Genomic DNA, 25,500 nt, shown 5'->3' on the forward strand with positions numbered 1-25,500 from the left:
GGGTGGATATGCTTTTCTTTTTCTCGAATGAAACCAAGGGTTTTTATGTCAAAGAAATCCATGGCGAGAACATACCGGACGACGCAGTGCAGCTTAAGGAGGGCCAACACGAACGCGCGATGTCCTGGCAGGCGGGTGGGGGCATTATCGTGGGTGTGACTTCCCAAGGCGAGATGGACCTTCGAACGACGCCCGTGCCGACTCGCCAAGAGATGCTGCTTCACAAGCGGGTTGTCGTGCAAGCGCATCTCGATTCGCAAGCCATGAGTCTCGGCTACGACGACATGGCCACAGCCATCTCATATGCGGATGAGCCTGCGGTGCCGCAGTTTCGAATTGAGGGGGCAGCCCTGCGCGAGTGGAGAAGCCTTGTTTGGGAACGGTTTAGCGAGTTAATGGTCGGACCCGGCGATGGCGAGCAAATCCCAAGTGATGCGGAGCTGATCGCCAGTCTGCCGGCCTTCTCGCTCCCCGCTGCTTGATTGCATTGGGCGGGGAAGGTGGGGTTCATGTGTAAAATGCGGCGGCCAAAGCCGCCATAACAATGACACAATTCACCCCGCCACATAGCCTTCGGTATGTCCCCGCCCTTGATGGGTTGCGTGCCGTTGCTGTCCTGATGGTTTTCATAAACCACCTCGGGTTAATGCCCGGTGGGGTCTATGGCGTAGATATTTTTTTCGTCCTGAGTGGCTACCTGATAACTGAGGTGTTGGCTAACTCACGGGGGCAGGCGGGTTTTCTCGGGACGTTTTACTTCAAACGATTTCTGCGCCTCTTCCCGCCCCTTGCACTTATTTGTGCAGTCGTAGCTGCCATATGTTGGATCTTCGATGGCAGGCCTAGCATATACGCAGACGCTCTTTCATCAATTCTGTACACGCAATCCTGGACGGGCGCCCTAAAGGATGGGTTTGGCTTTTACCTTGGCCATACTTGGTCGCTGTCCGTCGAAGAGCAGTTTTATCTCGTTTGGCCCGTCGTCTGGTTATTCCTGGTCCGCTTCCGGGACGCGCGTGTGACTTTCGGTCTTTCCCTCGCGCTGTTGGTGTTCTCCTACGTCTACCAGTTCTGGATGGTGCACGCCAACCTTGGTTATGACCGCATTTACTTGGCGCCTGATACGCGTTCTCAGGCAATACTGGTAGGCGCCGTTGGTTCCATGGCGAGCCGCATGCCTGGTCTTCCCCAGCGAGTCGTTCGGGTGTTGGCTTCGATACCTTTGTTGGCGCTGCCGTTCGCCGTTTTTATCACCTACGACATCTTCTGGGACGTCGAGCATGGGCTCGCTGTTTCCGTGCTGACGCTCATGGTGATTCTGCGCGTGGTGATTCACGGGGACTCTTTGGACTCGCGCGCGCTGTCTTTGAGACCCTTGGTTGGACTCGGCCGAATTTCGTACGGCTTTTACTTGTGGCACCTGCCTATCGTTTACCTACTGCTACACACCTACGGAATGGGAGTGTGGACTACGGCTGCATTTAGCTTTGCGGCGTCACTGGCAATAAGCACTGCATCCTTTATCTGGTTGGAGCGTCCAGCCCTTCGCCTTAGATCAGTGGTTCGCCCAGCAGTGCAGGTCAAGGCGGGCATTGCAGCGTTCGTCGTCTCAGTGGTGTCGATAATCGGCGGTTTACTTTACTTTCAGTGGGACGACGTCCGCTTCATCCTGAGCGGAAAGCCATTGGAGGTTGTCAATTACGGGCCGCGGTCGTATCAGATTGGCGAGCGTGGTCCCCTTCAAGCCGATGGCACCTTGGCGATGTGGGTGCAAATGAATGGTCGTCCCGACATGCAGTCCACAGCCGAGATTGAGTGCTACAAGACCGGAATCACGGTCGTCAAGAACGGCATGTCGATAATGCTGCCGAAGGTCTTCTCTTCTGTGCCGGGGAAGTATTCGGTCAAGATCCACGGAAAGGACGGCCGGCAACTTGTCGACCCCGTAGTGATCGAGGTTTTGCCTCCAAAGTGACACCAAATCCACAAACCCGCCTCGGCGGGTTTTTTTACGTCTATAGGGGACGCGATTGAATATCCAAGACTTCGACGCCTTCGCGGCGAAATTCGCCGGCGTGCTTGGCGCCGCAGTGTCCATGCGATATCTGCAGGGGTCCTGGCCGGCGCGCCTGAGCATGGCGGCCAGTGGCTCGCTGGTGGCCTATTACGCGGCGCCCTATCTGTCGCTCATGCTGGGCATCCCCGAGGGTCTGGCCGGCTTCCTGACCGGGATGTTCGGCATGGCCATCGTGTCCCGCGCCTGGGAGGCGGTGCAGGCCGCGCCGGTTGGCGCTCTCTGGCAAGCCGTGATCGACCGCGTGCGCGGTAAAGGGGCGTGACATGGACAGCACCATCATTCTGACCTTGTGGGCCGTCCTGGCCTTCGTCTGCTGGCTGGTGGTGGCGGGCGGTGCGGCGCTGGCCGTGTTCGCGCGCTCCGTCAGGGACACGACTCTCGAGCGGATTGGGCTGTCGGCGGTCGGCCTGACGGCGACCGGCGCGGCCTGCCGCATTTTCGCGGCGGGCTGGGCAAGCGCTGGCGACGCTGCGCTTGCGGCCTCTGCCGCTTTCTACGTGGCCGCCGTGACGGTCAAGCACATCCGGAGTTCCAAGCAATGACCCTTTCAGAAATCGTCGCCTCCGGCATCGACCCGGCCCTGGCGCTGCTGCCGGCCAACATGGACACGCCCGAAGCGCGCATCCAGTTGCTCGCGACCGGCCTGCAGGAATCGCGCTTCGAACATCGGCGCCAGCTGGTGGGCAGTCCACCGCGCCCCACAGGGCCGGCGAAAAGCTTCTGGCAGGCCGAGCAGGGCGGCGGTATGGTGCACGGCGTCCGGCTGCACGCCGCCACCCGCGCCGCGGCCGCCCACCTTTACCAAGCCCGGGGCGTCCCGGCGCGCGACGCCGCCATCTGGGATGCCATCGAGCACGACGATGTGCTGGCCGCCGGGCTGGCGCGTCTGCTGCTGTGGAGTGATCCCGGCCGGCTGCCTGCGGTCGGCGATGAGCAGGGCGCCTGGAATCTCTACCTGCGCACCTGGCGGCCGGGCAAGCCGCATGCGCAGACGTGGCCGGGGCTGTATGCCCGCGCCGTGGCCGAGGTGACCCGATGAACCCGCTGCTGCGCTCCGCGATGCCATACCTGATCGGCGCCGCGTTGCTCGCCGCGGCGGTCGTCGGCGTGCGCTGGTATGGCGCCAGCCAGTATGAGGCCGGCCGGGCCGAGTGCCAGGAGGCCCACCGCGTGGCCGGCCTGGAAGAGTTCAAGACTGAGGCCGAGCGCCTGACCGGCCTGTCGCAGAGCCTGGCCGACACCGCGGACAAGCTGGCCACCGCCAAACCCCAGGTCATCGAGAGGTACACCCGTGAAATCGTTCAGCGCCCTTTGCCTGCTGACTGCGTTCGCGACCCTGGCCGGGTGCGCGCAACCAACGAAGCCATCGACGCGGCCAACGCTGCCCGTCAATCTCAGCGCGCCGTGTCCGCCAGTCCCCCGCGTTGATTCGCCGTCCTGGGACGATTTGGCACAGGCCCATGCCGCGCTGGCGTTCCAGTACGCGGAGTGCGCCGCTCGGCACCAGGCCGTGGTCGACGCCTGGGCCAGCCCTGCGCGCTAGTCGTCGCTGCCTCCGCGCACGCCCCATTCCAGAATGGACGTCGCCCGGTAAGTGGTGGGCGACGCGCCGCGGTCGATTACGAGCAGCCCGTCGCGCTCGCCGGCGGCAAGGACTTCCTGCAGCTTGCGGCCCAGTTCCAGGCCGAATGCCGCGCGCAAGAGTTCGATGGTCAGATAGTCACCATTCTTGACGCCCTTGAGCGCCGGCAGCGCGCGCAGCCAGATGTCGTGCACCGGCCGGGTGTTGGTGTATTCGGTCATCGTGTTCCCGTTTCGGTCATCGTAGCCAGTCGGCCCGCGCTGCCTGGACAGCCGGATCTCGTCGTCCGCCCCGATCTCCCTCAACCACGAACCGCAGCCCTCGTCTGGGAAGGCAGGCGCTATCTTGTGGTCGGGCTCTCGGCGGCAGTACGGCCTGCGCCCCTGGTCGGTCGTCTCGCCGTGCCAGTGGGTGCACGTCCAGCAGCCTCCGGGGCGCTGGGATAGGGGGATGAAGTAGGACATGGCTGTATGAATGTACAGTCCTCTGCGTTTGAACGGCAGAATTTCCCCACACCTAGCCAGAAAAGAAAAAGGCCCGCATCGCTGCGAGCCTTGAGAATACTGGAGGCGCAAGCCGGAATCGAACCGACGTACACGGATTTGCAATCCGCTGCATAACCACTCTGCCATTGCGCCAGCACTTGCAAGAAAAAAGGAAGCGCGGTGTGGGCCGTTGCTTCCTCTTTGTATTTGGAGCGGGAGACGAGTCTCGAACTCGCGACCTCAACCTTGGCAAGGTTGCGCTCTACCAACTGAGCTACTCCCGCTTGGGGTACTGCATATTGCCGTTTTTTTTTAGTGAGCCTCGCTCGTGGCCTTTGCCGCGGCGCCTGTTCACCAAAGACAGCGATTGTACATGTTTTTTAGGGTCTTTGCACAGCAGACCGCAAATCTGGAGCGGGAGACGAGTCTCGAACTCGCGACCTCAACCTTGGCAAGGTTGCGCTCTACCAACTGAGCTACTCCCGCATTTTTCTTGCCGTTTTTTTGCAAGAGGCGAGAGTATAACGAGTTTTTGAAAAATTGCACGCGGTCTGTCGCGGTTGTTGATTTTTCCGATGGCGTCGCCTGGTTGAACCGCTTGGTTGAACCGCCTGGCGTGCCTGCAAACCAGGATGCTCCAGTCCGAAGGCGGCGCGGCTTTCGGTCCGCGCGAGCCTGGATGGACGCAGTCGACGCATCGATGTAGATGCGCCATGCGAAAGCTTGGCGGTGAAATCAAGAGAGACGGGCAAGCTTTACGGAAAGCCTTGCGCCGGAAAAGAAGGCTTGCCTGACGGGCGTGTGCTGTCGGGGGCGGCGCGGCGTCCGTAGCGCCGAAATGAAAAAAGGCCCCGACAGGGGCCTTTTCAAGATTCGCAGTGAAGCACTACGAATACGAATCTGGAGCGGGAGACGAGTCTCGAACTCGCGACCTCAACCTTGGCAAGGTTGCGCTCTACCAACTGAGCTACTCCCGCATTGGTTCCGTAAACTGCGCAGAACCTCGTTTCTTATTCACTCTGATCAACTTGGTTATCGATCAGAAGGCGCGCATTCTAGCATGATTTTTTCGGCTTGTCCTGGCGGGCTCTTCAGTCTTGCCTGCTTTGGGCGGGCGCTTCTGAATGCTGCCTTTGGATCGGCTTCAAATCTCAATCAAGTAAACTGAGCGAAGACAAAAACTGTAGCACACCTCGTAGCACCCATGTCAAATTCCTTTGCAGGCAACGTGCCCGATTCCTTGTCTCCCGTTGCGCAGGACCTCACCCGCCTGAACACGCTGGGGCTGGCGTCCCGGGCCGACGCGTTCGTCACGCTGGATGATCCGGCGCAATTGCCCGCGCTGTCCGAGCTGGCTCGGCAGGCATCGCCCCTGCTCGTGCTGGGCGGAGGCAGCAACCTGGTGCTGCCAGAACGCGTGCCGGGGCTGGTCGCGAGGGTGGCCTTCAAGGGCGTGCGCTTGCTGGAGGCCGGGCAGGATGCGTGGCTTGTCGAAGCGGCCGGTGGCGAGAACTGGCATGGCTTTGTATCGGCGTGCGTGGCGCAGGGATGGGACGGGCTGGAGAACCTGGCACTGATTCCCGGTACCGTAGGCGCGGCGCCGGTCCAGAACATCGGCGCGTACGGCGTCGAATTGGAAGAGCGCTTTCACAGCCTGACGGCATGGGACGTGCGGCAGGCGCGCTATGTTGAGATGCGCGCGGCGGATTGCCGGTTTTCCTACCGAGACAGTGCGTTCAAGCACGACGAACCCGGACGCTGGGTCATCGTCAGCGTGCGCTTTGCCTTGCCTCGGCCGTGGCGGCCCGTGCTGGGCTATCCCGATCTGCTGCGCCACGAACGTCTGGCCGGCGGGTCGCCCAGCGCGCGCGACGTGTTCGATGCCGTCTGCGATATCCGTCGGGTCAAGCTGCCCGATCCGGCGGTCACGGGCAATGCCGGCAGCTTTTTCAAGAATCCGATCGTGTCCGCGCCCCAGCGCGACGAACTGGCGGACCGCTTTCCCGGTCTGGTTTCCTATGCCCAGGCGGATGGACGCTACAAGCTCGCGGCCGGCTGGCTGATCGACCAATGCGGGTGGAAGGGGCGTGCGCTGGGTGCGGCGGGGGTGCATGACCGCCAGGCACTGGTCCTGGTCAACCGCGGCGGCGCGACGGCCGCCGACATCATGGGCCTGGCCCGCGCCGTGCAGGACGCCGTGGCCGAGCGCTATGGCGTGCGCCTGGAGCCGGAGCCCGTGGTGATCTGACGCGGCCGGCCAGGTGCGGCCGGCCAGGTGCGGCCGACCTCAGATGAAAAAAGGACCCCGCGGGGTCCTTTTGTTGCGCGGCAGGTATCAGAGCCCCAGCACCGACTGCATGTCGTAAAGCCCGTTGTTCTTGCCGTCGAGGAACCGCGCCGCGCGCAACGCGCCTTCCGCGTAGGTGGCCCGGCTGGACGAACGGTGGGTGATCTCGATGCGCTCGCCGATGCCGCAGAACGAGACGGTGTGGTCGCCCACGATGTCGCCGCCGCGCAGCACGGAGAAGCCGATGGTGCCGGGCTTGCGCACGCCGGTGTCGCCGTGGCGGCTCCAGGTGGCGACGTCGGGCAGGGCGACTTCCCAGGCGGAGGCGATGGTCTCGCCCATCTTCAGGGCCGTGCCCGAGGGCGCGTCCACCTTGTTGCGGTGGTGCGCTTCGAAGACTTCGACGTCGTACCCGGCGTTCAGGATGCGGGCGGCCATGTCCAGCAGCTTGAGCGTGGCGTTGACGCCCACGCTCATGTTCGGCGCGAACACGATGGCGATTTTCTGCGCGGCCACTTCGATCGCGGCGCGGCCGTTGTCGCCGAAGCCCGTGGTGCCGATGACGGCCTTCACGCCGTGCTTCACGCAGGCCTTCAGATGTTCCAGCGTGCCTTCGGGGCGGGTGAAGTCGATCAGGCAGTCGGCGCCGGCCAGCGCGTCCAGGTCATCCGTGATGATCACGCCGGTCTGCTTGCCCAGGTGGGCGCCGGCATCGCGGCCCAGCGCGTCGGAGCCCTTGATGCTCAGGGCCGCGGCCAGTTGCAGGCCGTCGGACTTCAGGACGGCCTCGATCAGCATCTGGCCCATGCGGCCGTTGGCGCCGGCAATAGCAATACGCATAAAAGATCCTTGTTTCAGCGCAGCGGTTCGGGCGTGTTGCCGGGCTGGCCGGGGTATTGATTGAGCGGGCTGACGGGGGCGTCGGCGTCGCGCTTCTGCTGGTCCTGCTCTTCCTTCAGCCGGGCTTCGTCCTGGTTCAGGCGCTGGTCGGCCTTTTCGTCAGCGACGGAATCGGGCGTGTTGAGCTGGTAAGGCTGCAGGTCGGGCTGTTTGTCCCCTTCCCAGCGCACCAGCCGGTCGTTTTCGAACCAGACCGTGAACTTGCGTTCCTGCGCCTCGCCGTAGCCGGGCTTGAAGTAATACGGATAATCCCAGCGGTTGGCGTGCAGCACGCTGGTCAGCGTCGGGCTGCCCAAGGCAAAGCGCACCTGTTCGCGGGTCATGCCGGGCTGCAGCAGCGCAACCTGTTCCTGGGTGATCCAGTTGCCCTGCTGAACCGGGGCTTTGTACGGGAAGCCCCACTTGTTGGAGGTGCAGCCCGCCAGAGCGACGGCCAGGGCGGCGATGGCCAAACCGGTCTTCAGAGAGCGGGAGGGAATACGTGCAATCATGGACACTACGCGCCCCTATTATTTGGAAGCAAGCAAAACCGTTATCATAAAGGTTTCATAAGGATAGTTCCGCGTGGCGGCATGGATTCGGTGAGCCGGCTCGCGGTGACCCTGTCCTTGCCCATGCCAACGCGGACGGAGAGCGATTACACCATGAGCGACCAAAGCGAACTGAAAAACATGGGTTTGAAGGCGACTTTCCCTCGCCTGAAGATTCTTGATATTTTCCGCAAATCGGGTGAACGCCACCTGAGCGCTGAAGACGTCTACCGTGCCCTGATCGGCGAAAACGTCGAAATCGGCCTGGCGACGGTTTATCGGGTCCTGACCCAGTTCGAGCAGGCCGGTATTCTTGCGCGCAGCCAGTTCGACAGCGGCAAGGCCGTGTTTGAGCTCAATGACGGCGATCACCACGATCACCTCATCTGCACCAATTGCGGCAAAGTCGTCGAATTCTCGGACCCCGAGATCGAAAAGCGGCAGCAGAAGATCGCCAAGGACAATGCCTTCGCGCTGGAAAGCCACGCGATGGTGCTGTACGGCATCTGCGGCAGCTGCATGAAGGGCCGCTAAGTCCTGCGGCGGGCGTCACGCGCCGTGGCCCGCGTGCCGCGGCCCAGGTGAAGTCAAAAGCCCCTTCTATTGGAAGGGGCTTTTTGTTTGCGGGCGTCGCGGAGAGGGCAGCGGTGGCGGCCTAGGAGGCCGGCTGGCCAAACCCTTCCAGCATCTCGCGGGCATGCTCGCGCGTCGTGGCGGTGAGTTTCATGCCGCCCAGCATGCGGGCGATTTCCTCGACGCGGGCGCCGGCATCCAGTTCTTCGATGCTGGAGCGCGTCGTGCCGCGGGATTCCGCCTTGCTGACCAGGAACTGGCTGTTGGCGCAGGCGGCGACCTGCGGCAGGTGGGTGACGCACAGCACCTGATGGCGTTCGCCCAGTTCGCGCAGCAGCTTGCCCACGGCTTCGGCGACCGCGCCGCCCACGCCGCTGTCGACTTCGTCGAAGATCAGGGTGGGCACGCGCGCCGCGCGGCTGGCGATGACGGACAGTGCCAGCGAAATGCGCGACAGTTCGCCGCCCGACGCCACCTTTGCCAACGGGCGGGGCGTGGTGCCGGCGTGGCCGGCCACCAGGAATTCGACCTGCTCGTTGCCGTGCGCGGAGGGCGCCGACGCGGCAAGCGTGGGCTCGAACCGGCCGCCCTGCATGGCCAGCGTCTGCATGGCCAGCGTGACCTGCTTGCCGAGGTCTTTGGCGATCTTGCGGCGGGCGGTCGTCAGTTTGGCGGCGGCCGCATCGTACTGCGCCTGCGCCGCGGCCGTCTGGGCGCGCAGCGCGTCGATATCGCCGGCGGCTTGCAGCGCGGCCAGCTCGGCGTGCAGGGATTCGCGCAGTTCGCACAGCGCGTCGGGTTCGGTGCGGAACTTGCGGGCCGTCTCGAAGACCAGGCCCAGCCGCGCTTCCACGTCGGCCAGGCGCTTGGGGTCCAGGTCGACGCGGCTGACGTAGTTGTTCAGATCCGACACGGCTTCGCTGATGGCGATGCGTGCGGACTCCAGTTCGTCGAACACGCCTTTCAGGCCCGGATCGTGTCGCAGCATCTGCTGGATGCGCTGGTTGGCGGCGGTGACGCGGTGGTGCGCGGAATCGCCTTCGCCGTCCAGCGCTTCCAGGATCTGCGAGGCGCCGTCCAGCAGCGACTGCGAATGCGACAGGCGCGTGTGCTCGGTCTGCAGCGCTTCCCATTCGTCCGGGCCCAGGCCCAGGTGGTCCAGTTCCTCGACCCGCCATTGCAGGCGTTCGCGTTCGGCGGCCAGGCTTTCGGCGTCCTTTTCGGCGGACTCGAGCTGGCGGGCCAGCGCGCGCCATTGCTTCCAGGCCTGGCCAACCGCGTGGCGCAGGTCGCCGTGGCCGCCATGGGCGTCCAGGAGGTCGCGCTGGGCGTCGGGCCGCATCAGGCTCTGGTGCGCATGCTGGCCGTGGATGTCGACCAGGCTGTCGCCCAGTTCACGCAATTGGGCCACGGTGGCGGGCGTGCCGTTGATGTAGGCGCGGCTGCGGCCCTGCGCGTCGATGACGCGCCGCAGCGACAGTTCTTCTTCGGCGTCGATCTCGCGTTCGGCCAGCCAGGCGTGCAGCGACTTGGGCGTGTCGAAGACCGCCGTGATGTCGGCGCGGGGCGCGCCTTCGCGCAGCATGCTGGCGTCGCCGCGCTCGCCCAGCGTCAGCGCCAGCGCATCCACCAGGATGGATTTGCCCGCGCCGGTCTCGCCGGAAAAGACGGTGAAGCCAGGGCCGAAATGGATCTCGGTCTGTTCGACGATGACGAAATCGCGGATGTGCAGGGTGCGCAGCATGTCGGGGCGCTTACTACTCTACGTTGTCGGAGGCTTCGGGCATCAGGTTCCAGTGCAGCTTGCGGCGCAGGGTGGAAAAGAAGCTGTAGCCTTCGGGATGCACGAAGCGGATGGTATAGGGGGCGCGCTGCACGACGATGCGATCGCCCGGCTGCAGGTCCGACCAGGTCTGCATGTCGAAGTGCACGCTGGCGCCGACCTCGACGCGGCCCATGGCCGTGAGCGTCATGTTCAGCACGCCCGAGTCGGGAATGACGATGGGGCGGTTGGACAGCGTTTGCGGCGCCACGGGCACCAGCACCATGGCGTTCATGCCGGGGTGCAGGATGGGGCCGTTTGCCGAGAGCGCATAGGCGGTGGAGCCGGTCGGGGTGGCGATGATCAGGCCGTCGGCGCGCTGGGTGTACATGAAGGCGCCGTCCAGTTCGACCCGGACTTCGATCATGCCGCCGCGTCCCGCGCGGTTCAGCACCACATCGTTCAGGGCCGACGCGGAATACATTTTCTGGTCGCCGCGCCACACGCTGCCTTCCAGCAGCATGCGTTCTTCGATCTGGAAGCTGCCCTCCAGCACGCGCGCGAGCGCGCCATGCGCGTCCTGCAGCGCGATGTCGGTGATGAAGCCGAGGCGTCCGTGGTTGATGCCCACCAGCGGCATGCCGTAAGGCGCCAGGTGGCGGCTGGCGCCCAGCACGGTGCCGTCGCCGCCCATCACGACCGCCAGCGAAGCGGTCTTGCCGATTTCTTCGAGGGTGGCGATGGGGTATTCGGTCAGCCCGGTATTGCGCGCCGTGTCGGCATCGATGAGCACATGCCGGCCCGCCTGCGTCAATGCGTGCGCAAGTGCTCTCAGCGGTGTGTCCAGGCCCGTGTCCTGGTATCTGCCGATCAGGGCGACTGTAGGAAAATGCATGGCTGCGTACGAATGAAAAGGGCGGAACCGTAATGCCGGACAGGCCGGGAATGGCCTGTTTAGCCGATTATATGGGGCCGTATATTGGCTTGCGGGACAAAAATCGCCTTAATCGGAAAAGATTCCCTAAAATACTCGCTATGGATGACCGCGCACGCGCATTACTGAAAGCGTTGATAGAACGCTACATCGCCGATGGGCAGCCAGTCGGCTCGCGGACGCTATCGAAAGTCTTTGATTTGTCTCCGGCCACCATCCGCAACGTCATGGCGGACCTGGAAGAGCTGGGGCTGATCCATAGCCCGCATACTTCCGCCGGCCGGATTCCCACGCCGCGGGGATACCGCATGTTCGTCGATTCCCTGCTGGCGGTGCAGTCCTATCAGCTGCAGCCGCACAACATGGGCGAGATGCTCTCGGCCGCCGAACCCACCCGCGCGGTCAACGCGGCCGCGGCGCTGCTGTCCAACCTGACCCAGTTCGCGGGCGTGGTGCTCACGCCCAAGCGCGCGCAGGTGTTCCGCCAGATCGAATTCATCCGCCTGTCCGACAAGCGGGTCCTGCTGATCATCGTCACCCCCGACGGCGATGTCCAGAACCGCATTCTCTTCGTTCAGCGCGACTACGCCGAAGCCGAATTGCTGGAAGCCGGCAATTTCTTCAACATGCACTTCGCCGGCAAGTCCTTCAATGCGGTCCGGCAGACGCTGTCCACCGAACTGGCCCAGCTGCGCGAAGACATCTCGCGCCTGATGCAGGCGGCCGTCGAGGCCAGCGCGGAGGCCGCCGAAGACGGCGACGCCGTGGTCATTTCCGGCGAACGCAAGCTGCTGGACGTAACGGACATCGCGTCCGACATGGACCGCCTGCGAAAGATGTTCTCGCTGTTCGAGAAAAAAACCGACCTGCTGCAATTGCTGGACGTGTCCAGCCGGGCGCAGGGCGTGCAGATCTACATCGGCGGCGATTCGCAGCTGGTGCCGATGGAAGAAGTCTCCGTCATCACCGCGCCCTACGGCGTCGATGGCAAGGTGGTCGGCACGCTGGGCGTCATCGGTCCGACCCGCATGGCCTACGAGCGTGTCATTCCCATCGTGGACATCACGGCGCGGTTGTTGTCCAACGCGCTCAGCCACAATCAGTAGTCCCATTCAAAGCTACATCCTCCTTGCGGAGGAAGGGGAGTTTTTGTGTTTCTTCGCCTGTTCAAGTATCTCTGGCCTGAACGCTATCTGCCTGAAACCGCGCAAGACGACCCTTTCAACGAAGACCCGCCGCCGCGCGCGCCCGGCAAGGTGGGCGTGTTGCTGGTGAACCTGGGTACGCCGGACACCCCGTCGCCCAAGGACATTCGCAAGTACCTGGGCGAATTCCTGTCCGACCCCCGCGTCATCGAAATCCCGCGCTATCTCTGGAAGCCCATCCTGCACGGGATGGTGCTGAGGCGGCGGCCGAAGCGGCTGGAGCCGCGCTATGCCGGCGTCTGGATGAAAGAGGGCTCCCCCCTGATGGTCTACAGCCAGCGCCAGGCCGATGGCGTGCGCGCCGCCCTGCAGGCCGCCGGCCAGGATGTCGTCGTGGAGCTGGGCATGCGCTATGGCAACCCCTCCATTCCCGATGCCATAACGAAACTGCGCGCGCAAGGCTGCGAGCGCATCCTGACGGTGCCGCTGTATCCCCAGTACGCCGCCAGCACCACCGCCACGGTGGTGGATGCGGTCACCCGCCACATGGGACGGCTGCGCGACCAGCCCGAAATGCGCTTCATCAAGCGCTTTCACGAGGAACCCGCTTACCTGGACGCGCTGGCCGGGCGCATCGAGCGGTATTGGCTGGAGCATGGCAAGCCCCAGAAGCTGGTCATGAGCTTTCACGGCCTGCCGCGCTATTCGATCGAACTGGGCGACCCCTACTACCGGGACTGCATGGAGACCGCACGGCTCCTGACGCAGCGCCTGTCCCTGCCTCGCGACCAGATCGAAGTGACCTTCCAGAGCCGGTTCGGCACGGCCCGCTGGCTGGAGCCCTACACCGAGCCCACCCTCAAGGCGCTGGCGGCCTCCGGAACAACCGAGGTCGATGTGGTGTGCCCGGGATTTGTGGCAGACTGTCTGGAAACCCTGGAAGAAATCAGCCTGGAATGCCGCGACGCCTTCATCGGGGCGGGCGGCAAGCAGTTTCGTTACATACCGGCCATCAATGACGATCCGGCCTGGATCTCGGGGCTGGCCAGCCTGGTGGAACGCCACTTGCAGGGATGGACCCAGCCACCACGGACTTGAAGGAGAAGGCGCATGCACCATGATCCCAAGACTGGAAAAACGGTCAAGAAGGGCAAGGTAAGCACCCCGGTCGACGAGGACCACGTCGAGCATGAGCTGGACGAAGCCCTGGCCGACACCTTTCCGGCCAGCGACCCCATCGCCATTCAGTCCGACCCCGATGCGGACGACAAGCGGGTGGACCGCGCCCTGAAAGAGAGTTTCCCGGCCAGCGACCCCGTGGCCCCGGCGCAGCCGCACAAGAAATAGGCCGGGCCGGCCGCCCGGCCGTCGCCATGCGGGAATATTTCGCTTACCCGGGCTTGAAATAGGGGTATTGGCCCCCATTCATGTCTGCGAAAGCCATTCTTTTTGGAGGATTCCCCATGACGGCACCCCACGAGCCTGCAGATCAGACGCCCGAAGTCGGCCAAAGCGCTGACGCGGCCCCCGCCGCCCAGGACGCCGAGCAGGCCGAGCTGACCGAGTTGCGCGCCCAGCTGGACGCCGCCCAGGCTACCGTCAACGAGCAGCACGACCAACTGCTGCGCGTCAAGGCCGAGGCCGAGAACGTGCGCCGCCGCGCCCAGGAAGAAGTATCCAAGGCGCGCAAGTTCGGCATCGAGTCGTTCGCCGAAAGCCTGGTTCCGGTCAAGGACAGCCTGGAGGCCGCGCTGGCCCAGCCTGACCAGACCGTTGAAACGCTGCGCGAAGGCGTCGAAGTCACCCTCAAGCAGCTGGCCGCCGCCTTCGAGCGCAATCTGCTCAAGGAAATCGCGCCGGCGCAGGGCGACAAGTTCGATCCGCACCTGCACCAGGCCATTTCGTCCATTCCCAACCCGCAGCCCGCCAACACCGTGGTGCAGCTGCTGCAAAAGGGTTATGCCATCGCCGACCGGACCCTGCGTCCGGCCCTCGTGGTGGTGTCGGCCGGCCAAGGCTGACGGTTCGCAAGGCCATGACCGATCCCCGTTTCGATCCGGCGCAGGTTTTCCAGGTGTTCGGCATGAGCCATGTCGACACCGCGGGATTCGACGCTGCCGTGGTCCAGGCGCCGGGATCGGACCTGCGTTGCGTATTCCTGTGGGGCCAGGATTGCTATAACTGCAATCTTTTCAAGCAGGCGGCGCTGCTGCACCGCGAAACCCTGCTTGGGCTGGGCCTGACGTGGTTCGAGGCCGATGTCTATGCCGACGAACCCCTGGGCCGGCGGTTTTCGCTTCATGGCGTCCCCACTTTTGTGCTGTACCGTTCCGGAAAGCGGCTTGGCCGCATCACCGGCTGGCCCGGATTGCCCCAGTTCACGGCGGCAATCCAGCGCCTGCAGGGCGCCGCGGAAAATTCCGGCCAGGCGTCTTGAAAAACCCTGCGGGCAGCCCCAGTTAGGTGGGGACAAGAAGTTTTCCCCAATTTTCATAGATTTAATAATCAAGGTAACCCACCATGAGCAAGATTATTGGCATTGACCTGGGCACGACCAACAGCTGCGTGGCTGTCATGGACGGCGGGCAGGTCAAGATCATCGAAAACGCGGAAGGCGCTCGCACCACTCCCTCCATCGTTGCCTACATGGATGACGGCGAAACCCTGGTGGGCGCGCCCGCCAAGCGCCAGGCCGTGACCAACCCGCGCAACACCCTGTACGCGGTGAAGCGCCTGATCGGCCGCAAGTTCGAAGAAAAGGCGGTGCAGAAGGACATCAACCTGATGCCCTACGCGATCGTCAAGGCCGACAACGGCGACGCCTGGGTGGAAGTGCGCGGCAAGAAGATGGCGCCTCCCCAAGTGTCGGCCGACGTGCTGCGCAAGATGAAGAAGACCGCCGAGGACTACCTGGGCGAAGAAGTGACCGAGGCCGTCATCACCGTGCCCGCCTACTTCAACGACAGCCAGCGCCAGGCCACCAAGGACGCCGGCCGCATCGCCGGTCTGGAAGTCAAGCGCATCATCAACGAACCCACCGCCGCGGCGCTGGCGTTCGGCCTGGACAAGACCGAAAAGGGCGACCGCAAGATCGCCGTCTATGACCTGGGCGGCGGCACGTTCGACGTGTCCATCATCGAAATCGCCGATGTTGACGGCGAAAAGCAGTTCGAAGTGCTGTCGACCAACGGCGACACCTTCCTGGGCGGCGAAGACTTCGACCAGCGCATCATCGACTACATCATCTCCGAGTTCAAGAAGGAACAAGGCGTTGATCTGTCCAAGGACGTGCTGGCCCTGCAGCGCCTGAAGGAAGCTGCCGAAAAGGCCAAGATCGAGCTGTCCTCCGCGCAGCAGACCGAAATCAACCTGCCGTACATCACGGCGGACGCCTCGGGTCCGAAGCACCTGAACCTGAAGATCACGCGCGCCAAGCTGGAAGCGCTGGTCGAGGAACTGATCGAACGCACGATCGAACCCTGCCGCGTCGCCATCAAGGACGCCGGCGTCAAGGTTTCCGACATCGACGACGTGATCCTGGTCGGCGGCATGACCCGCATGCCCAAGGTCCAGGAAAAGGTGAAGGAATTCTTCGGCAAGGATCCGCGCAAGGACGTGAACCCCGATGAAGCCGTCGCCGCTGGCGCCGCCATCCAGGGCTCCGTGCTGTCGGGCGACCGCAAGGACGTGCTGCTGCTGGACGTGACGCCTCTGTCGCTGGGTATCGAAACCCTGGGCGGCGTCATGACCAAGATGATCCAGAAGAACACCACGATCCCGACCCGGTTCTCGCAGACGTTCTCCACCGCCGACGACAACCAGCCGGCCGTGACGATCAAGGTGTTCCAGGGCGAGCGCGAAATCGCTGCGGGCAACAAGGCCCTGGGCGAGTTCAACCTCGAAGGGATCCCGCCGTCGCCGCGCGGCATGCCGCAGATCGAAGTCACGTTCGACATCGACGCCAACGGCATTCTGCACGTGTCCGCCAAGGACAAGGGCACCGGCAAGGAAAACAAGATCACCATCAAGGCCAACTCGGGTCTGTCGGAAGACGAGATCCAGCGCATGGTCAAGGATGCCGAGGCCAACGCCGAGGAAGATCACCGCGTTGCCGAACTGGCTCAGTCGCGCAACCAGGCCGACGCGCTGGTGCACGCCACCCGCAAGTCGCTGACCGAGTATGGCGACAAGCTCGAAGCCTCTGAAAAGGAAAGCATCGAAGCCGCCATCAAGGACCTGGAAGACACGCTGAAGGAAGGCGACAAGGCCGCGATCGACGCCAAGGTGGAAGCCTTGTCCACGGCATCGCAAAAGCTCGGCGAAAAGATGTACGCCGACATGCAGGCGCAGCAAGCCGCCGGCCAGCAACAGGCAGCCGACAACGCGAAGCCGGTGGACGACAATGTCGTCGACGCCGACTTCAAGGAAGTCAAGCGCGACCAATAATGGCCGGGCGCTGACCTGCCTCTGCCGCCCGGTAGCCGGAGAAATCCGCCTACCGGGCGAACTCATTCTGTAGCACTGAAAAGAAGGCTCGATTTTTGAGCCCACGGATCATGGCAAAACGCGACTATTACGACGTCCTTGGCGTGGCAAAGAATGCCTCGGACGACGACCTCAAAAAGGCCTATCGAAAGCTGGCCATGAAGTATCACCCGGACCGCAATCCGGACAGCAAAGAAGCCGAAGAGAAGTTCAAGGAAGCCAAGGAAGCCTACGAGGTCCTGGGCGATGATCAGAAGCGCGCCGCGTATGACCGCTACGGCCACGCCGGCGTCGATCCCAACTCCGCCGGCATGGGCGGCGGGGGCATGGGCGGCGGCTTTGCCGACGCGTTCGGCGACATCTTCGGCGAAATCTTCGGAGGCGGTGGCGGCGGCCGTCGCGGCGGTGGCCCGCAGGTCTACCGCGGCGCCGACCTGAAATACGCGCTGGAAATCACCCTCGAGCAGGCCGCTGCCGGTTTCGATACCGAGATCCGCGTGCCCAGCTGGGAAAACTGCGACACCTGCCACGGCTCCGGCGCCAAGGCCGGCACCTCGCCCAAGACCTGCCGCACCTGCGGCGGCTCGGGGGCAGTGCGCATGCAGCAAGGTTTCTTCAGCGTGCAGCAGACTTGCCCGACCTGCCATGGCAACGGCAAGGAAATCACCGACCCGTGCCCGGCCTGCGACGGCGTGGGCCGCATCCGCCGCAACAAAACCCTGCAGGTCAAGATTCCGGCCGGCATTGACGACGGCATGCGCATCCGCTCCAGCGGCAACGGCGAGCCGGGCATCAACGGCGGCCCTCCGGGCGACTTGTACGTGGAAATCCACATCAAGCAGCACAAGATCTTCCAGCGCGACAGCGACGACCTGCACTGCGAACTGACCATTCCGTTCACCACGGCGGCATTGGGCGGCGAGCTCCAGGTGCCGACGCTGGGCGGCAAGGCCGAGATCTCCATCCCGGAAGGCACGCAGTCCGGCAAGACCTTCCGCCTGCGCGGCAAGGGCATCCGCGGCGTGCGCGGCAGCTACCCGGGCGACCTCTACTGCCACGTCGTGGTCGAAACCCCGGTGCGTCTGAGCGACGACCAGAAGAACATCCTGCGCCAGTTCGAAGCGTCGCTGAACGACGGTGGTGATCGCCACTCGCCGCAAAGCAAGTCGTGGACGGACCGCGTGAAGGAATTCTTCAGCTGAATCGCCTGAGCAGGCAAGAAGCCGCGACGAGAGTCGCGGCTTTTTTTTGATTTCGCCAGCGATAGGTCGTCCTTCGAAGGCTGGTGCGCGGCCGCATATGCACGAGCCTCGCCACGTACGCAGAGGCGCCGCGGCGTACGTAAGTGCCGCGCCGCGCACTCGGATGCCGCGATGCGCACGTAAACGCCGCACCGTGCCCGCAGATGCACAGACGCACACACAAATGCTGTGCCGTGCACAAATATGCCCAGCAGCGCCCCCCCACCAGCGCGCAGCGTCACTCGTCGACGCAAGACACCACGTATGCGCTGCAAGGCCGCCCGCGCGGCCGGCGCAGCGCGGGCCCCGCAACATCTTCCTCTCTTCCAAGCCGGCGCAAAGAACGCCAGAAAACCGCCCGCTCCAGCGCCCGAGGCGAATCAACAACCTGAGCCTGGCGCGGCGGCGGCCCCCGGCACGCGGGGCGTCGATAAGCCCGAGGGAATCTGAAGGAAGCCGAAGGCTGACGAAGATGACGATGGGGTAGTCCGGAGCGAACGCTCCGGTCCGCAATCGTTGCCCCGCGTGCCGGGGGCCGCCGCCGCGCCAGGCGGCTAAAGAACCCGGACGGCCCACAGAATCCGACCGACCAAAAAAAACCGCGGCTCTCGCCGCGGTTTCACTGCTACTGCTACTGCAACTTCACTTAAATCAACTTCAACGTCAACTTCAACTGCATTACAGCAACTTCAACTGCTACCTCAACTACAACTACAACTTCAACTTCCACTGCGACTTCAACCGCCGCTGTCGCCAGAAAAAACCGACCTCAGGCCATGATGCCGCCCGAGGCCGGCCGGGCTACAGCAAGCAGCTCACCGGGTGATCGGCGGGTATTCGAGCTCGCCGAACGTGTATTGGCCGCTGGCCTTCGCTTGCGCCAGTTCAGCTTGGACATCGGCGCGCGTCTTCGCGCTGCCGGTCGCCGCAGACACGGGCGGATATTGCAGTTCGCCGAACGTGTACTGACCGCTGACCTTGGCTTGCTGCAGCTGCGCTTGCACTTCCTGCGAGCTCAGGCTGGTCGTCTGGGGCAGGGCGGGCGGATAGTCCAGCTCGCCGAAGGTGTACTGGCCGCTCGCCTTGGCTTGCTGCAGTTCAGTCGCGACCTGGGCGCTGCTCTTGGCTTGTTCCACACCGGCGGCTTGAGCGCCGACGCCGGCCAGAGCCAGGGATAGAAACAGGGTAGTGGCTAGGGTTTTCATGATGAGACCTCCAATTCGTATTAATGGGGACCGAATCCGGCGGCCCTCCGTCGTGGTTCGTTTGCTGTTCCCGATGACTGAATTGTGCGCTTCGTCCCACCTGGGATAAACCCGTATTCCATGAAAACATCTTTCCAAATAACCGAGTAATCAGAAAATTTCAAAAAATTAGCCACATAAATGGCATGGTTGATGCCTACATCACCCGAAGCGGCCGGCAAATCAAAACGCTTTATGCAAAAAAACCCCTGCCGAGGCAGGGGTTTTTGGCTGAGGAAGGAAGCCCTCAGGGCGCGTCTTTCTTCTTGAAATCGCCCGCCAGCGCCGTGCTGAACCCGTCCGGACGCAAATACTTGCGCAGGGCGGTATTGACCGTCTCCGGCGTCAGCGCCGAGATCTTCTTGTCCATCTCGGCCGACCATTCGAACGTGCGGCCGCGCTGCAGATAGTCCAGCCACGTGCTTGCCAGCACGTCGTCCTGCGCCCGCGCCAGATTGCGGTAATTGAGCAGCGCCGTGATGCCTTCCGAGATCTCCTTCTCAGAGAAACCATCCTTGAGCACGCGCGCCAGTTCCTCGTTGATCGCCTTTTCAAGCCGTTCGCGGTTCTGCGGCGCGTAGATCGCGTACATGCTCCAGGTTGCCGCGGGTTCGAACGACGACACCGACAGCGAACTGCGCACGTTGTAGGACAGGCCCTCGGTCTCGCGCACCCGGTTCCACAGGCGCGACGTCTCGGAAGCGCCGAACAGATAATTGCCCAGGTACAGCGCCGCGTAATCGGCGTCCGTGTCCTGCAGCTTCAGCGGCAGGCGAGACAGGAAGAACGCATTGGCCTTGTCCGGCGTAGCGATATCGAACTGCTTCGCGGGGACGTCGCGGTACGGGTTGGGCACGCGGGTGTACGCCGGCGCCTTCTTCCATCCGGCAAGGCCCGTGGAAATCGCCTTTTCCACGGCTTTCGGCTCGAAATCGCCGACGGCGGCGAACTCGATGTTGCCCGCGCCATAGAAGCGGGAATGGAACTTCGCCAGGGCCTCGCGGTTCAGCGCACGCACGCCAGCCAGCGACTCCTCGAAGGTAGGCACATAGCGCAGATCGTCGGCGGGCCACGGATTGTCGTGGCGGGCCAGGGCCCGTCCCGCAAGCGCCGACGGTTCGGTCATTGCGTTCTGGATCGAGGTTTCAAGCTGGCGCTGGTACTCCTCGAGCTGGTCCTGCGGGAAGCTGGCGTTCCGGATGATCTCCAGCGCCAGGGCCGTCAGTTCGGGCAGATTCTCGCCCTTGGTCGACATGGCGACCTTGAGCGTCGTGCCGCCGCCGCTGAAGCCCAGCTCGGCCTGCAGCTTGTCCAGGCGGTCCTGGATGTCCTGGCGCGAGAGCTTGGCCGTGCCGCGCAGCAGCAGATCGGCGGCCGCGCTGGAGTTCACGCGCTGGCCGAGCAGATCCTTTTCGTTGCCGAACTGGATCAGCATCTGCGCCTGCACGCGGCTGCCGCGGGTGGCCTTGGGCAGCAGCGCCAGCTTGACCTGGCCGTTGGGCAGGTCAAGCGTCTTGCGCTGCGTGAGCTTGTCGATGTTCTCGGGCGTGGGATCAAACGCCGACGCGGCCTTGAAGTCCGGATCGCCCTTGTAGTCCTTGAAGACCGCCGTCAGGTCCACGCGCTGCGTCTGCGGCGCCCGCACCGGCTTTTCGGTCGGAATGTAGCGGCCCTCGATGCGGTTGCTTTGCACCAGATAGGTCGTCGCGGCCTTCTGCACCTCGGCCAGGGAGGCCTGGCGGGCCCGGTCGCGCTGCAGGAAGAACAGGCGCCAGTCGCCGGCGGCGATGGCTTCGGACAGCGCGACGCCGACCTGCTCGGGATCGCTGTAGGTCTGCTCCCAGGCCGTCAGCCACTTGCTGCGCGCACGATCCAGCTCCTGCTGGGTGAAAGGCTTCTTGCCCAGCGATTCCAGCGTGCCGGTCAGCGCCTTCATGGCGGCGTCCAGGCTCTTGCCGGGCGTCAGCTGCGCCGCGAACATCGCCAGGCCCGGGTCCAGGTTTTCCATGGTGAACCCGAACACCCCCGAGGCCAGCTTGGTGGGAACCAGCGCATGGTAGAGGCGACCGGACGGGGTGTCGGCCAGGATGGTCGTCGCCAGGTCAAAGGGCACGAAATCAGGGCTGCCCGCGGCCGGGATGTGGTACATCGCCGCGACCAGCGGCGTGCCGCCGGCACGGCGCAGCGTGACCGAGCGCTCGCCGTCCTGCGCGGGCTCCACCGTGTATTCGGGCGGCAGCTTGCGGTCGGGCCTGGGCAGCTTGCCCAGCGTGGCCTCGATGTCCGCCAGCGTCGCTTGCGGATCGAACTTGCCCGCCACGATCAGCACCGCGTTGTCGGGCTGGTAGTACTCATGGTAGAAGGCGCGCAATTGGCCGATGTCCACGTTCTCGACGTCGGAACGCGCGCCGATCGTGTTCTTGCCGTAGCTGTGCCATTGGAAGGCCGCCGCCTGCATCTTCTGCATCAGGATGCGGAAAGGGCTGTTCTCGCCGCTTTCCATTTCATTGCGGACCACGGTCATTTCCGAATCCAGGTCTTCCTTGGCGATCAGGGAATTGACCATGGCGTCGGCCTGCCAGCCCAGGTACCACTTCAGGGTCTCGGGGTTGGCCGCGAAGCTGGCGAAATAATTGGTGCGGTCGCTGGAGGTCGAACCATTGGCCTGCAGGCCGCGGCGCGAGAACTCGCCCATGGCGTTGCGGGTGGTGGACGTGCCCTTGAACAGCATGTGCTCCAGCAGGTGCGCCATGCCTGTCTGGCCGTAGTTTTCATTGCGCGAGCCCACCAGGTACGTCATGTTGACCGTGGTGGAAGGCTTGGATTCATCGGGGACCAGCAGCACCCGCAGGCCGTTGGCCAGGCGGTACTCGGTGATGCCTTCGATCGAGGCGGCCTCCGTGACGCCCGCCGGCAGGGTGGCGGCTCCGGCCTGGAAGGCCAGGAAGGAGGAAAACAGCAGCACGCTCAGCGGGCGCGGCAGCTTCGACAGGGACAAGCGCATGGCGGACTATTCCTTTGGCATGGCAGAATCCGTTGGAGTGTATACGTTGGCAATGGTTCAGGCGCCCGTGCCGGGGCCTGTGCCCGTGGCGGGCGCCCAGCGCCGGCCGCAAGGCAAAGGAAGTTGATATGTCCCTGACCGTGGAAGTCGAAACGCCGCGCCTGGTGCTGCGGCAATGGCGGGCGGCCGACCGCGAGCCTTTCGCGGCGCTCAATGGCGATCCGCAAGTGACCGAATACCTGCTGCCCCTGGCAGCCCCGGAAAGCGATGCGCTGGCCGACCGGCTGGCGGCCGGCATCGATGAGCATGGCTGGGGTTTCTGGGCGGTGGAAGCGCCCGGCGTGGCGCCCTTCATCGGTTTCGTGGGCATCAAGCCGCTGGCGCCCATCCTGCCCTTCGCGCCGGGCGTCGAGATCGGCTGGCGCCTCGCGCGGCCCTTCTGGGGCAGGGGATATGCCAGCGAGGCCGCCGAGGCGGCCTTGCGGGTCGGTTTCGACCAGGTCGGCCTGGACGAGATCGTGGCGTTCACGGTCGCGGGCAACCTGCGTTCCCGCGCGGTGATGGACAGGCTGGGCATGAAACCCGACCCCGATCTGTTCGATCATCCCGCCGTACCGCCGGGAAGTCCGCTGCGCGCGCATGTGCTGTACCGCATGGGCCGGGACTGCTGGCATAGGCAAAGAAACGGTGACGGAAACGTTGACGGCGCGGTGGTGGCCGCCGCATAAGGCGCGGAAAGGCCCGGCATTCGGGGATGTTGCATTGCAATACCCTGTAAGAACGTGGCCGATTTGAGGTTGGGCCGTTCGCGGGTGTAAGCTTTTGAGGACGTAGTAGCTGTTGTCGACGGGATGCGCGACAGCCGCCTACCGGCTTCCCGTCCAACGCCAGACGCCGCCCGACGCGCGGCGCCGGTGCTTGTCGTTCGCGCCTTCGCCGCCGGCATCCTGCCTGCGCATCTTACGGAGGAACGACCCATGCTGACCGAGATCGTCACGCGTGCTTTGTCCCAATTGACAGGCAGCGCCCTTAGCGGCGATGGCATCAAAGGACACTTTCAGTACGCTTATGCCAGTGATGACGGCCAATTCGTGGCCATACTGACCCATGACATGACCACGTATGTGGTGGACTTGAACACGCAGAGGTATTTCGCGGAGTGCGGGGGATCGCCCCGCGGATTCGCCGGCCACGTGCTTGAGATGGAGGGCGCCACGGCGCGCGCCCATCCGTGGCCCGCCGCCCATGATCTATTCGACCTGGACATGGACGCGGACGAACTGTCCTGGCGCCAGTGCCCGGGCTTGCGCAACATGACGAACAGCGCCCACCGATCTGTGGAGAGCCGCGCCGCCTGAGAGTGGCCAGAAGCGGCAACACCTCACTGAACCGGCGGCCTCGCCGGTTTTTTTTGTCCACTTTTTTGTCCATGAGCCGCCGGCGGGTCCGCCGCGCTGGCTAAAATCCCGCCATGAAAACGCATCCGGAATTCCGCGCTCCGCAAGGAGCCACCCTGGTCGAATGCACGCATGACCGCCATGCGGACCAGATACTGGCCATCTTCAACGATGCCATCGCCACGTCCACCGCGCTGTACGACTACAAGCCGCGGCCCCGCGAAGCGATGCAGGGGTGGTTCCAGGCCAAGCAGCAGGGCGGCTTTCCGGTGGTGGGCCTGGAAAACGAAGCGGGCGAACTGATGGCGTTCGCCAGCTACGGCACCTTCCGCGCCTGGCCGGCCTACAAGTATTCGGTCGAGCATTCAGTGTATGTCGATGCGCGTTTTCGCGGCCGCGGGCTGGGCGAAGCCCTGATGTGCGAACTGATAGGCCGGGCGCGGGCCAATGGCGTGCATGTGGTGATCGGCGGGATCGACGCCACCAACCAGGGCAGCATCCGCCTGCACGAGAAGCTGGGATTCCAGCACGCGGGCACGATCCGCGAGGCGGGCTTCAAGTTCGGGCGCTGGCTGGATTTGGCGTTCTATCAGCTGACGCTGGACACGCCTGAAAACCCGGTAGACGGCTGACCCGGGCCGGCGCGGCGCCTGGAGCAGGACGCCGCGCACCGTCCTACTTGGACAGTATCCGCATGGCCTGTTCCAGGCCCGCGACGGTCACGGGATACATGCGGTCCTGCATGATGTCGCGCATCAGCGCGATGGACTGGCGGTATTGCCACGAGGCCGTGGGCTCTGGGTTGAGCCACACCGACTTGGGCCAGGCGTCGAGCAGCCGACGCATCCATTCGGCGCCCGGTTCCTTGTTGTAGTGCTCCACGGAACCTCCCGGCTGAAGGATCTCGTAGGGGCTCATCGTGGCGTCGCCGACGATGATCAGGCGCCAGTCCGGGTTGTACTTGCGCAGCACGTCCCAGGTGTCGAAACGTTCGCTCTGGCGGCGGCGGTTGCTTTGCCACAGGCTTTCGTAGGGGCAGTTGTGGAAGTAATAGACTTCCAGGTTGCGGAATTCGCTGCGGGCCGCCGAGAACAGTTCTTCGACCCGGCCGATGTGGTCGTCCATGCTGCCGCCCACGTCCAGCAGCATCAGCACCTTGACCGTGTTGTGGCGTTCGGGAACCATGCGCAGGTCCAGGTGGCCGGCATTGCGCGCGGTGCTGGCGATCGTGTCGTCCAGATCCAGTTCCAGTTCCGCGCCCTGGCGCGCGAAGCGCCGCAGCCGGCGCAGCGCCACCTTGAAATTGCGCGTGCCCAGTTCGACCTGGTCGTCGTAGTCCTTGAACTGGCGCATGTCCCACACCTTGACCGCGGTGCGGTTGCCGGCCGACGCGCCGCCCACGCGGATGCCTTCGGGATGGTAGCCGCCGTTGCCGAAGGGCGAGGTGCCCCCGGTGCCGATCCACTTGCTGCCGCCCGCGTGGCGTTCCTTCTGTTCGTCCAGGCGCTCTTTGAAGAGCTCCATGAGCTTGTCCCAGCCGTGCTTTTCGATGGCGGCCTTTTCCTCGGGCGACAGGCTTTTCTCGAACTGCTTGATCAGCCAGTCCAGCGGAATGTCCTTGCCCGCGGGCAGCGCGGCCTCGATGCCCTTGTAGTAGGCGCCGAAGGCCTTGTCGTAGCGGTCGTAGAGGGATTCGTCCTTGACCAGCGTGGCGCGCGCCAGGAAGTAGAACTCGTCCAGGGTGGGCGACATCAGATCCTGGCGCAAGGCGTCCACCAGGGTCAGGTATTCCTTGACCGAGACGGGCAGCTTGTGCGCCCTGAGGTGATAGAAGAAGTCGATCAGCATGTGCGA

27 protein-coding genes and 4 tRNA genes are annotated in these 25,500 nt (G+C 64.0%); 19 read left to right on the forward strand and 12 right to left on the reverse strand.

The genetic code is table 11. The features are described from left to right. The first annotated feature begins 8 nt into the window (after window positions 1-8). The 7 genes from ABE485_RS02840 to ABE485_RS31215 all read left to right on the forward strand — a co-directional run bounded on the left by ABE485_RS02840 (window position 9) and on the right by ABE485_RS31215 (window position 3,620). On the forward strand, window positions 9-482 hold the full coding sequence (locus ABE485_RS02840) for a hypothetical protein (protein WP_346513288.1): 474 nt from the start codon (window positions 9-11) through the stop codon (window positions 480-482). Window positions 483-544: 62 nt separating this feature from the next. Further along, window positions 545-1,975, forward strand: coding sequence for an acyltransferase family protein (locus tag ABE485_RS02845; protein ID WP_346513289.1), 1,431 nt, complete (start codon window positions 545-547; stop codon window positions 1,973-1,975). 55 nt (window positions 1,976-2,030) lie between these two features. Then, window positions 2,031-2,339 carry a hypothetical protein gene (locus tag ABE485_RS02850; RefSeq protein WP_346513290.1) on the forward strand — a complete coding sequence of 103 codons (309 nt, stop codon included), beginning with the start codon at window positions 2,031-2,033 and terminating at the stop codon, window positions 2,337-2,339. A 1-nt stretch (window position 2,340) separates the two neighbouring features. After that, window positions 2,341-2,619: a hypothetical protein gene (locus ABE485_RS02855; RefSeq protein WP_346513292.1), complete on the forward strand. Its 279-nt coding sequence runs from the start codon at window positions 2,341-2,343 to the stop codon at window positions 2,617-2,619. After that, window positions 2,616-3,116 carry a hypothetical protein gene (locus ABE485_RS02860; RefSeq protein ID WP_346513294.1) on the forward strand — a complete coding sequence of 167 codons (501 nt, stop codon included), beginning with the start codon at window positions 2,616-2,618 and terminating at the stop codon, window positions 3,114-3,116. Before ABE485_RS02855 ends, ABE485_RS02860 begins: the two co-directional genes overlap by 4 nt. After that, window positions 3,113-3,505 carry a hypothetical protein gene (locus tag ABE485_RS02865; RefSeq protein ID WP_346513296.1) on the forward strand — a complete coding sequence of 131 codons (393 nt, stop codon included), beginning with the start codon at window positions 3,113-3,115 and terminating at the stop codon, window positions 3,503-3,505. The genes ABE485_RS02860 and ABE485_RS02865 overlap by 4 nt, the downstream gene beginning before the upstream one ends. After that, complete coding sequence (locus ABE485_RS31215; RefSeq protein WP_430795384.1) at window positions 3,459-3,620, forward strand: hypothetical protein; 162 nt, start codon at window positions 3,459-3,461, stop codon at window positions 3,618-3,620. Before ABE485_RS02865 ends, ABE485_RS31215 begins: the two co-directional genes overlap by 47 nt. Here ABE485_RS31215 and ABE485_RS02870 read toward each other — a convergent pair. The 5 genes from ABE485_RS02870 to ABE485_RS02890 all read right to left on the reverse strand — a co-directional run bounded on the left by ABE485_RS02870 (window position 3,617) and on the right by ABE485_RS02890 (window position 5,121). Next, window positions 3,617-3,880: a hypothetical protein gene (locus tag ABE485_RS02870; protein WP_346513298.1), complete on the reverse strand. Its 264-nt coding sequence runs from the start codon at window positions 3,878-3,880 to the stop codon at window positions 3,617-3,619. The two genes, ABE485_RS31215 and ABE485_RS02870, sit on opposite strands and share 4 nt — an antisense overlap. 343 nt (window positions 3,881-4,223) lie before the next feature. Then, window positions 4,224-4,297, reverse strand: a tRNA-Cys gene (locus ABE485_RS02875). Window positions 4,298-4,352: 55 nt separating this feature from the next. Beyond that, window positions 4,353-4,428, reverse strand: a tRNA-Gly gene (locus ABE485_RS02880). Window positions 4,429-4,554: 126 nt separating this feature from the next. After that, window positions 4,555-4,630: transfer RNA gene (locus tag ABE485_RS02885), tRNA-Gly, on the reverse strand. Between the two features lie 415 nt (window positions 4,631-5,045). After that, window positions 5,046-5,121: transfer RNA gene (locus ABE485_RS02890), tRNA-Gly, on the reverse strand. A gap of 227 nt (window positions 5,122-5,348) precedes the next feature. Here ABE485_RS02890 and murB point away from each other — a divergent pair. Then, window positions 5,349-6,392 carry a UDP-N-acetylmuramate dehydrogenase gene (gene murB / locus ABE485_RS02895; RefSeq protein WP_346513300.1) on the forward strand — a complete coding sequence of 348 codons (1,044 nt, stop codon included), beginning with the start codon at window positions 5,349-5,351 and terminating at the stop codon, window positions 6,390-6,392. An 87-nt stretch (window positions 6,393-6,479) separates the two neighbouring features. Here the strand turns inward: murB and dapB are convergent, their stop codons facing one another. Next, a complete protein-coding gene (gene dapB, locus ABE485_RS02900; protein ID WP_346513302.1) occupies window positions 6,480-7,271 on the reverse strand; it encodes a 4-hydroxy-tetrahydrodipicolinate reductase in 792 nt (263 codons plus the stop codon). A gap of 14 nt (window positions 7,272-7,285) precedes the next feature. Next, window positions 7,286-7,822: an outer membrane protein assembly factor BamE gene (locus ABE485_RS02905; protein WP_346513304.1), complete on the reverse strand. Its 537-nt coding sequence runs from the start codon at window positions 7,820-7,822 to the stop codon at window positions 7,286-7,288. A 153-nt stretch (window positions 7,823-7,975) separates the two neighbouring features. On the opposite strand from ABE485_RS02905, the gene fur reads away from it, so the two are divergent. Beyond that, window positions 7,976-8,395 carry a ferric iron uptake transcriptional regulator gene (fur, locus tag ABE485_RS02910; RefSeq protein ID WP_346513652.1) on the forward strand — a complete coding sequence of 140 codons (420 nt, stop codon included), beginning with the start codon at window positions 7,976-7,978 and terminating at the stop codon, window positions 8,393-8,395. 121 nt (window positions 8,396-8,516) lie between these two features. On the opposite strand, the gene recN is transcribed toward fur, so the two are convergent. Next, window positions 8,517-10,178 (reverse strand): DNA repair protein RecN, encoded by a 1,662-nt coding sequence (recN, locus tag ABE485_RS02915; RefSeq protein ID WP_346513306.1) that lies wholly within the window; start codon window positions 10,176-10,178, stop codon window positions 8,517-8,519. Window positions 10,179-10,191: 13 nt separating this feature from the next. Then, window positions 10,192-11,091 (reverse strand): NAD kinase, encoded by a 900-nt coding sequence (locus tag ABE485_RS02920; protein ID WP_346513308.1) that lies wholly within the window; start codon window positions 11,089-11,091, stop codon window positions 10,192-10,194. A 140-nt stretch (window positions 11,092-11,231) separates the two neighbouring features. Between ABE485_RS02920 and hrcA the strand changes: the two genes are divergently transcribed. The 7 genes from hrcA to dnaJ all read left to right on the forward strand — a co-directional run bounded on the left by hrcA (window position 11,232) and on the right by dnaJ (window position 17,962). Next, a complete protein-coding gene (gene hrcA / locus ABE485_RS02925) occupies window positions 11,232-12,236 on the forward strand; it encodes a heat-inducible transcriptional repressor HrcA (protein ID WP_346513310.1) in 1,005 nt (334 codons plus the stop codon). Between the two features lie 45 nt (window positions 12,237-12,281). Next, window positions 12,282-13,373: a ferrochelatase gene (gene hemH / locus ABE485_RS02930; RefSeq protein WP_346513312.1), complete on the forward strand. Its 1,092-nt coding sequence runs from the start codon at window positions 12,282-12,284 to the stop codon at window positions 13,371-13,373. 12 nt (window positions 13,374-13,385) lie between these two features. Continuing rightward, complete coding sequence (locus ABE485_RS02935; protein WP_008158785.1) at window positions 13,386-13,622, forward strand: hypothetical protein; 237 nt, start codon at window positions 13,386-13,388, stop codon at window positions 13,620-13,622. Between the two features lie 116 nt (window positions 13,623-13,738). Then, window positions 13,739-14,296, forward strand: a complete 558-nt coding sequence (gene grpE / locus ABE485_RS02940) for a nucleotide exchange factor GrpE (protein WP_346513314.1) — start codon at window positions 13,739-13,741, stop codon at window positions 14,294-14,296. A gap of 14 nt (window positions 14,297-14,310) precedes the next feature. Then, window positions 14,311-14,712: a thioredoxin family protein gene (locus ABE485_RS02945; RefSeq protein ID WP_346513316.1), complete on the forward strand. Its 402-nt coding sequence runs from the start codon at window positions 14,311-14,313 to the stop codon at window positions 14,710-14,712. Between the two features lie 83 nt (window positions 14,713-14,795). Continuing rightward, a complete protein-coding gene (dnaK, locus tag ABE485_RS02950) occupies window positions 14,796-16,721 on the forward strand; it encodes a molecular chaperone DnaK (protein ID WP_346513318.1) in 1,926 nt (641 codons plus the stop codon). Window positions 16,722-16,831: 110 nt separating this feature from the next. Continuing rightward, window positions 16,832-17,962: a molecular chaperone DnaJ gene (gene dnaJ / locus ABE485_RS02955; RefSeq protein WP_346513320.1), complete on the forward strand. Its 1,131-nt coding sequence runs from the start codon at window positions 16,832-16,834 to the stop codon at window positions 17,960-17,962. 854 nt (window positions 17,963-18,816) lie between these two features. On the opposite strand, the gene ABE485_RS02960 is transcribed toward dnaJ, so the two are convergent. Together ABE485_RS02960 and ABE485_RS02965 are read right to left on the reverse strand one after the other, a co-directional pair. After that, window positions 18,817-19,206, reverse strand: a complete 390-nt coding sequence (locus tag ABE485_RS02960) for a DUF4148 domain-containing protein (RefSeq protein WP_346513322.1) — start codon at window positions 19,204-19,206, stop codon at window positions 18,817-18,819. 286 nt (window positions 19,207-19,492) lie between these two features. Further along, the gene (locus tag ABE485_RS02965; RefSeq protein ID WP_346513324.1) at window positions 19,493-22,249 is read right to left on the reverse strand and encodes a M16 family metallopeptidase; all 2,757 of its coding nucleotides are present in this window, start codon (window positions 22,247-22,249) and stop codon (window positions 19,493-19,495) included. A gap of 128 nt (window positions 22,250-22,377) precedes the next feature. Between ABE485_RS02965 and ABE485_RS02970 the strand changes: the two genes are divergently transcribed. The 3 genes from ABE485_RS02970 to ABE485_RS02980 all read left to right on the forward strand — a co-directional run bounded on the left by ABE485_RS02970 (window position 22,378) and on the right by ABE485_RS02980 (window position 24,278). After that, complete coding sequence (locus ABE485_RS02970) at window positions 22,378-22,977, forward strand: GNAT family N-acetyltransferase (RefSeq protein WP_346513326.1); 600 nt, start codon at window positions 22,378-22,380, stop codon at window positions 22,975-22,977. 249 nt (window positions 22,978-23,226) lie between these two features. Continuing rightward, window positions 23,227-23,607, forward strand: coding sequence for a hypothetical protein (locus ABE485_RS02975; protein ID WP_346513327.1), 381 nt, complete (start codon window positions 23,227-23,229; stop codon window positions 23,605-23,607). A gap of 113 nt (window positions 23,608-23,720) precedes the next feature. After that, a complete protein-coding gene (locus ABE485_RS02980) occupies window positions 23,721-24,278 on the forward strand; it encodes a GNAT family N-acetyltransferase (RefSeq protein WP_346513329.1) in 558 nt (185 codons plus the stop codon). Window positions 24,279-24,321: 43 nt separating this feature from the next. Here ABE485_RS02980 and ABE485_RS02985 read toward each other — a convergent pair whose 3' ends face one another. Beyond that, on the reverse strand, window positions 24,322-25,494 hold the full coding sequence (locus ABE485_RS02985; RefSeq protein WP_346513331.1) for a vWA domain-containing protein: 1,173 nt from the start codon (window positions 25,492-25,494) through the stop codon (window positions 24,322-24,324). Between the last annotated feature and the right edge of the window lie 6 nt (window positions 25,495-25,500).

Source organism: Achromobacter spanius (genome assembly GCF_039673305.1).
In the GTDB taxonomy this organism is placed as follows: Bacteria; Pseudomonadota; Gammaproteobacteria; order Burkholderiales; family Burkholderiaceae_B; genus Achromobacter; species Achromobacter spanius_F.

Bases quoted from the DNA above. Each gene is read 5' to 3' on its own strand.
- fur (WP_346513652.1), top strand. From the start codon at position 7,976: ATGAGCGACCAAAGCGAACTGAAAAACATGGGTTTGAAGGCGACTTTC.
- grpE (WP_346513314.1), top strand. From the start codon at position 13,739: ATGACGGCACCCCACGAGCCTGCAGATCAGACGCCCGAAGTCGGCCAA.
- ABE485_RS02970 (WP_346513326.1), top strand. From the start codon at position 22,378: ATGTCCCTGACCGTGGAAGTCGAAACGCCGCGCCTGGTGCTGCGGCAA.
- ABE485_RS02855 (WP_346513292.1), top strand. From the start codon at position 2,341: ATGGACAGCACCATCATTCTGACCTTGTGGGCCGTCCTGGCCTTCGTC.
- ABE485_RS02945 (WP_346513316.1), top strand. From the start codon at position 14,311: ATGACCGATCCCCGTTTCGATCCGGCGCAGGTTTTCCAGGTGTTCGGC.
- ABE485_RS02920 (WP_346513308.1), bottom strand. From the start codon at position 11,091: ATGCATTTTCCTACAGTCGCCCTGATCGGCAGATACCAGGACACGGGC.
- hrcA (WP_346513310.1), top strand. From the start codon at position 11,232: ATGGATGACCGCGCACGCGCATTACTGAAAGCGTTGATAGAACGCTAC.
- dapB (WP_346513302.1), bottom strand. From the start codon at position 7,271: ATGCGTATTGCTATTGCCGGCGCCAACGGCCGCATGGGCCAGATGCTG.
- ABE485_RS02845 (WP_346513289.1), top strand. From the start codon at position 545: ATGACACAATTCACCCCGCCACATAGCCTTCGGTATGTCCCCGCCCTT.
- ABE485_RS02980 (WP_346513329.1), top strand. From the start codon at position 23,721: ATGAAAACGCATCCGGAATTCCGCGCTCCGCAAGGAGCCACCCTGGTC.
- ABE485_RS02860 (WP_346513294.1), top strand. From the start codon at position 2,616: ATGACCCTTTCAGAAATCGTCGCCTCCGGCATCGACCCGGCCCTGGCG.
- ABE485_RS02840 (WP_346513288.1), top strand. From the start codon at position 9: ATGCTTTTCTTTTTCTCGAATGAAACCAAGGGTTTTTATGTCAAAGAA.
- ABE485_RS02965 (WP_346513324.1), bottom strand. From the start codon at position 22,249: ATGCGCTTGTCCCTGTCGAAGCTGCCGCGCCCGCTGAGCGTGCTGCTG.
- dnaJ (WP_346513320.1), top strand. From the start codon at position 16,832: ATGGCAAAACGCGACTATTACGACGTCCTTGGCGTGGCAAAGAATGCC.
- ABE485_RS02960 (WP_346513322.1), bottom strand. From the start codon at position 19,206: ATGAAAACCCTAGCCACTACCCTGTTTCTATCCCTGGCTCTGGCCGGC.
- dnaK (WP_346513318.1), top strand. From the start codon at position 14,796: ATGAGCAAGATTATTGGCATTGACCTGGGCACGACCAACAGCTGCGTG.
- ABE485_RS02905 (WP_346513304.1), bottom strand. From the start codon at position 7,822: ATGATTGCACGTATTCCCTCCCGCTCTCTGAAGACCGGTTTGGCCATC.
- recN (WP_346513306.1), bottom strand. From the start codon at position 10,178: ATGCTGCGCACCCTGCACATCCGCGATTTCGTCATCGTCGAACAGACC.
- ABE485_RS02935 (WP_008158785.1), top strand. From the start codon at position 13,386: ATGCACCATGATCCCAAGACTGGAAAAACGGTCAAGAAGGGCAAGGTA.
- ABE485_RS02865 (WP_346513296.1), top strand. From the start codon at position 3,113: ATGAACCCGCTGCTGCGCTCCGCGATGCCATACCTGATCGGCGCCGCG.
- ABE485_RS02975 (WP_346513327.1), top strand. From the start codon at position 23,227: ATGCTGACCGAGATCGTCACGCGTGCTTTGTCCCAATTGACAGGCAGC.
- murB (WP_346513300.1), top strand. From the start codon at position 5,349: ATGTCAAATTCCTTTGCAGGCAACGTGCCCGATTCCTTGTCTCCCGTT.
- ABE485_RS02870 (WP_346513298.1), bottom strand. From the start codon at position 3,880: ATGACCGAATACACCAACACCCGGCCGGTGCACGACATCTGGCTGCGC.
- ABE485_RS02985 (WP_346513331.1), bottom strand. From the start codon at position 25,494: ATGCTGATCGACTTCTTCTATCACCTCAGGGCGCACAAGCTGCCCGTC.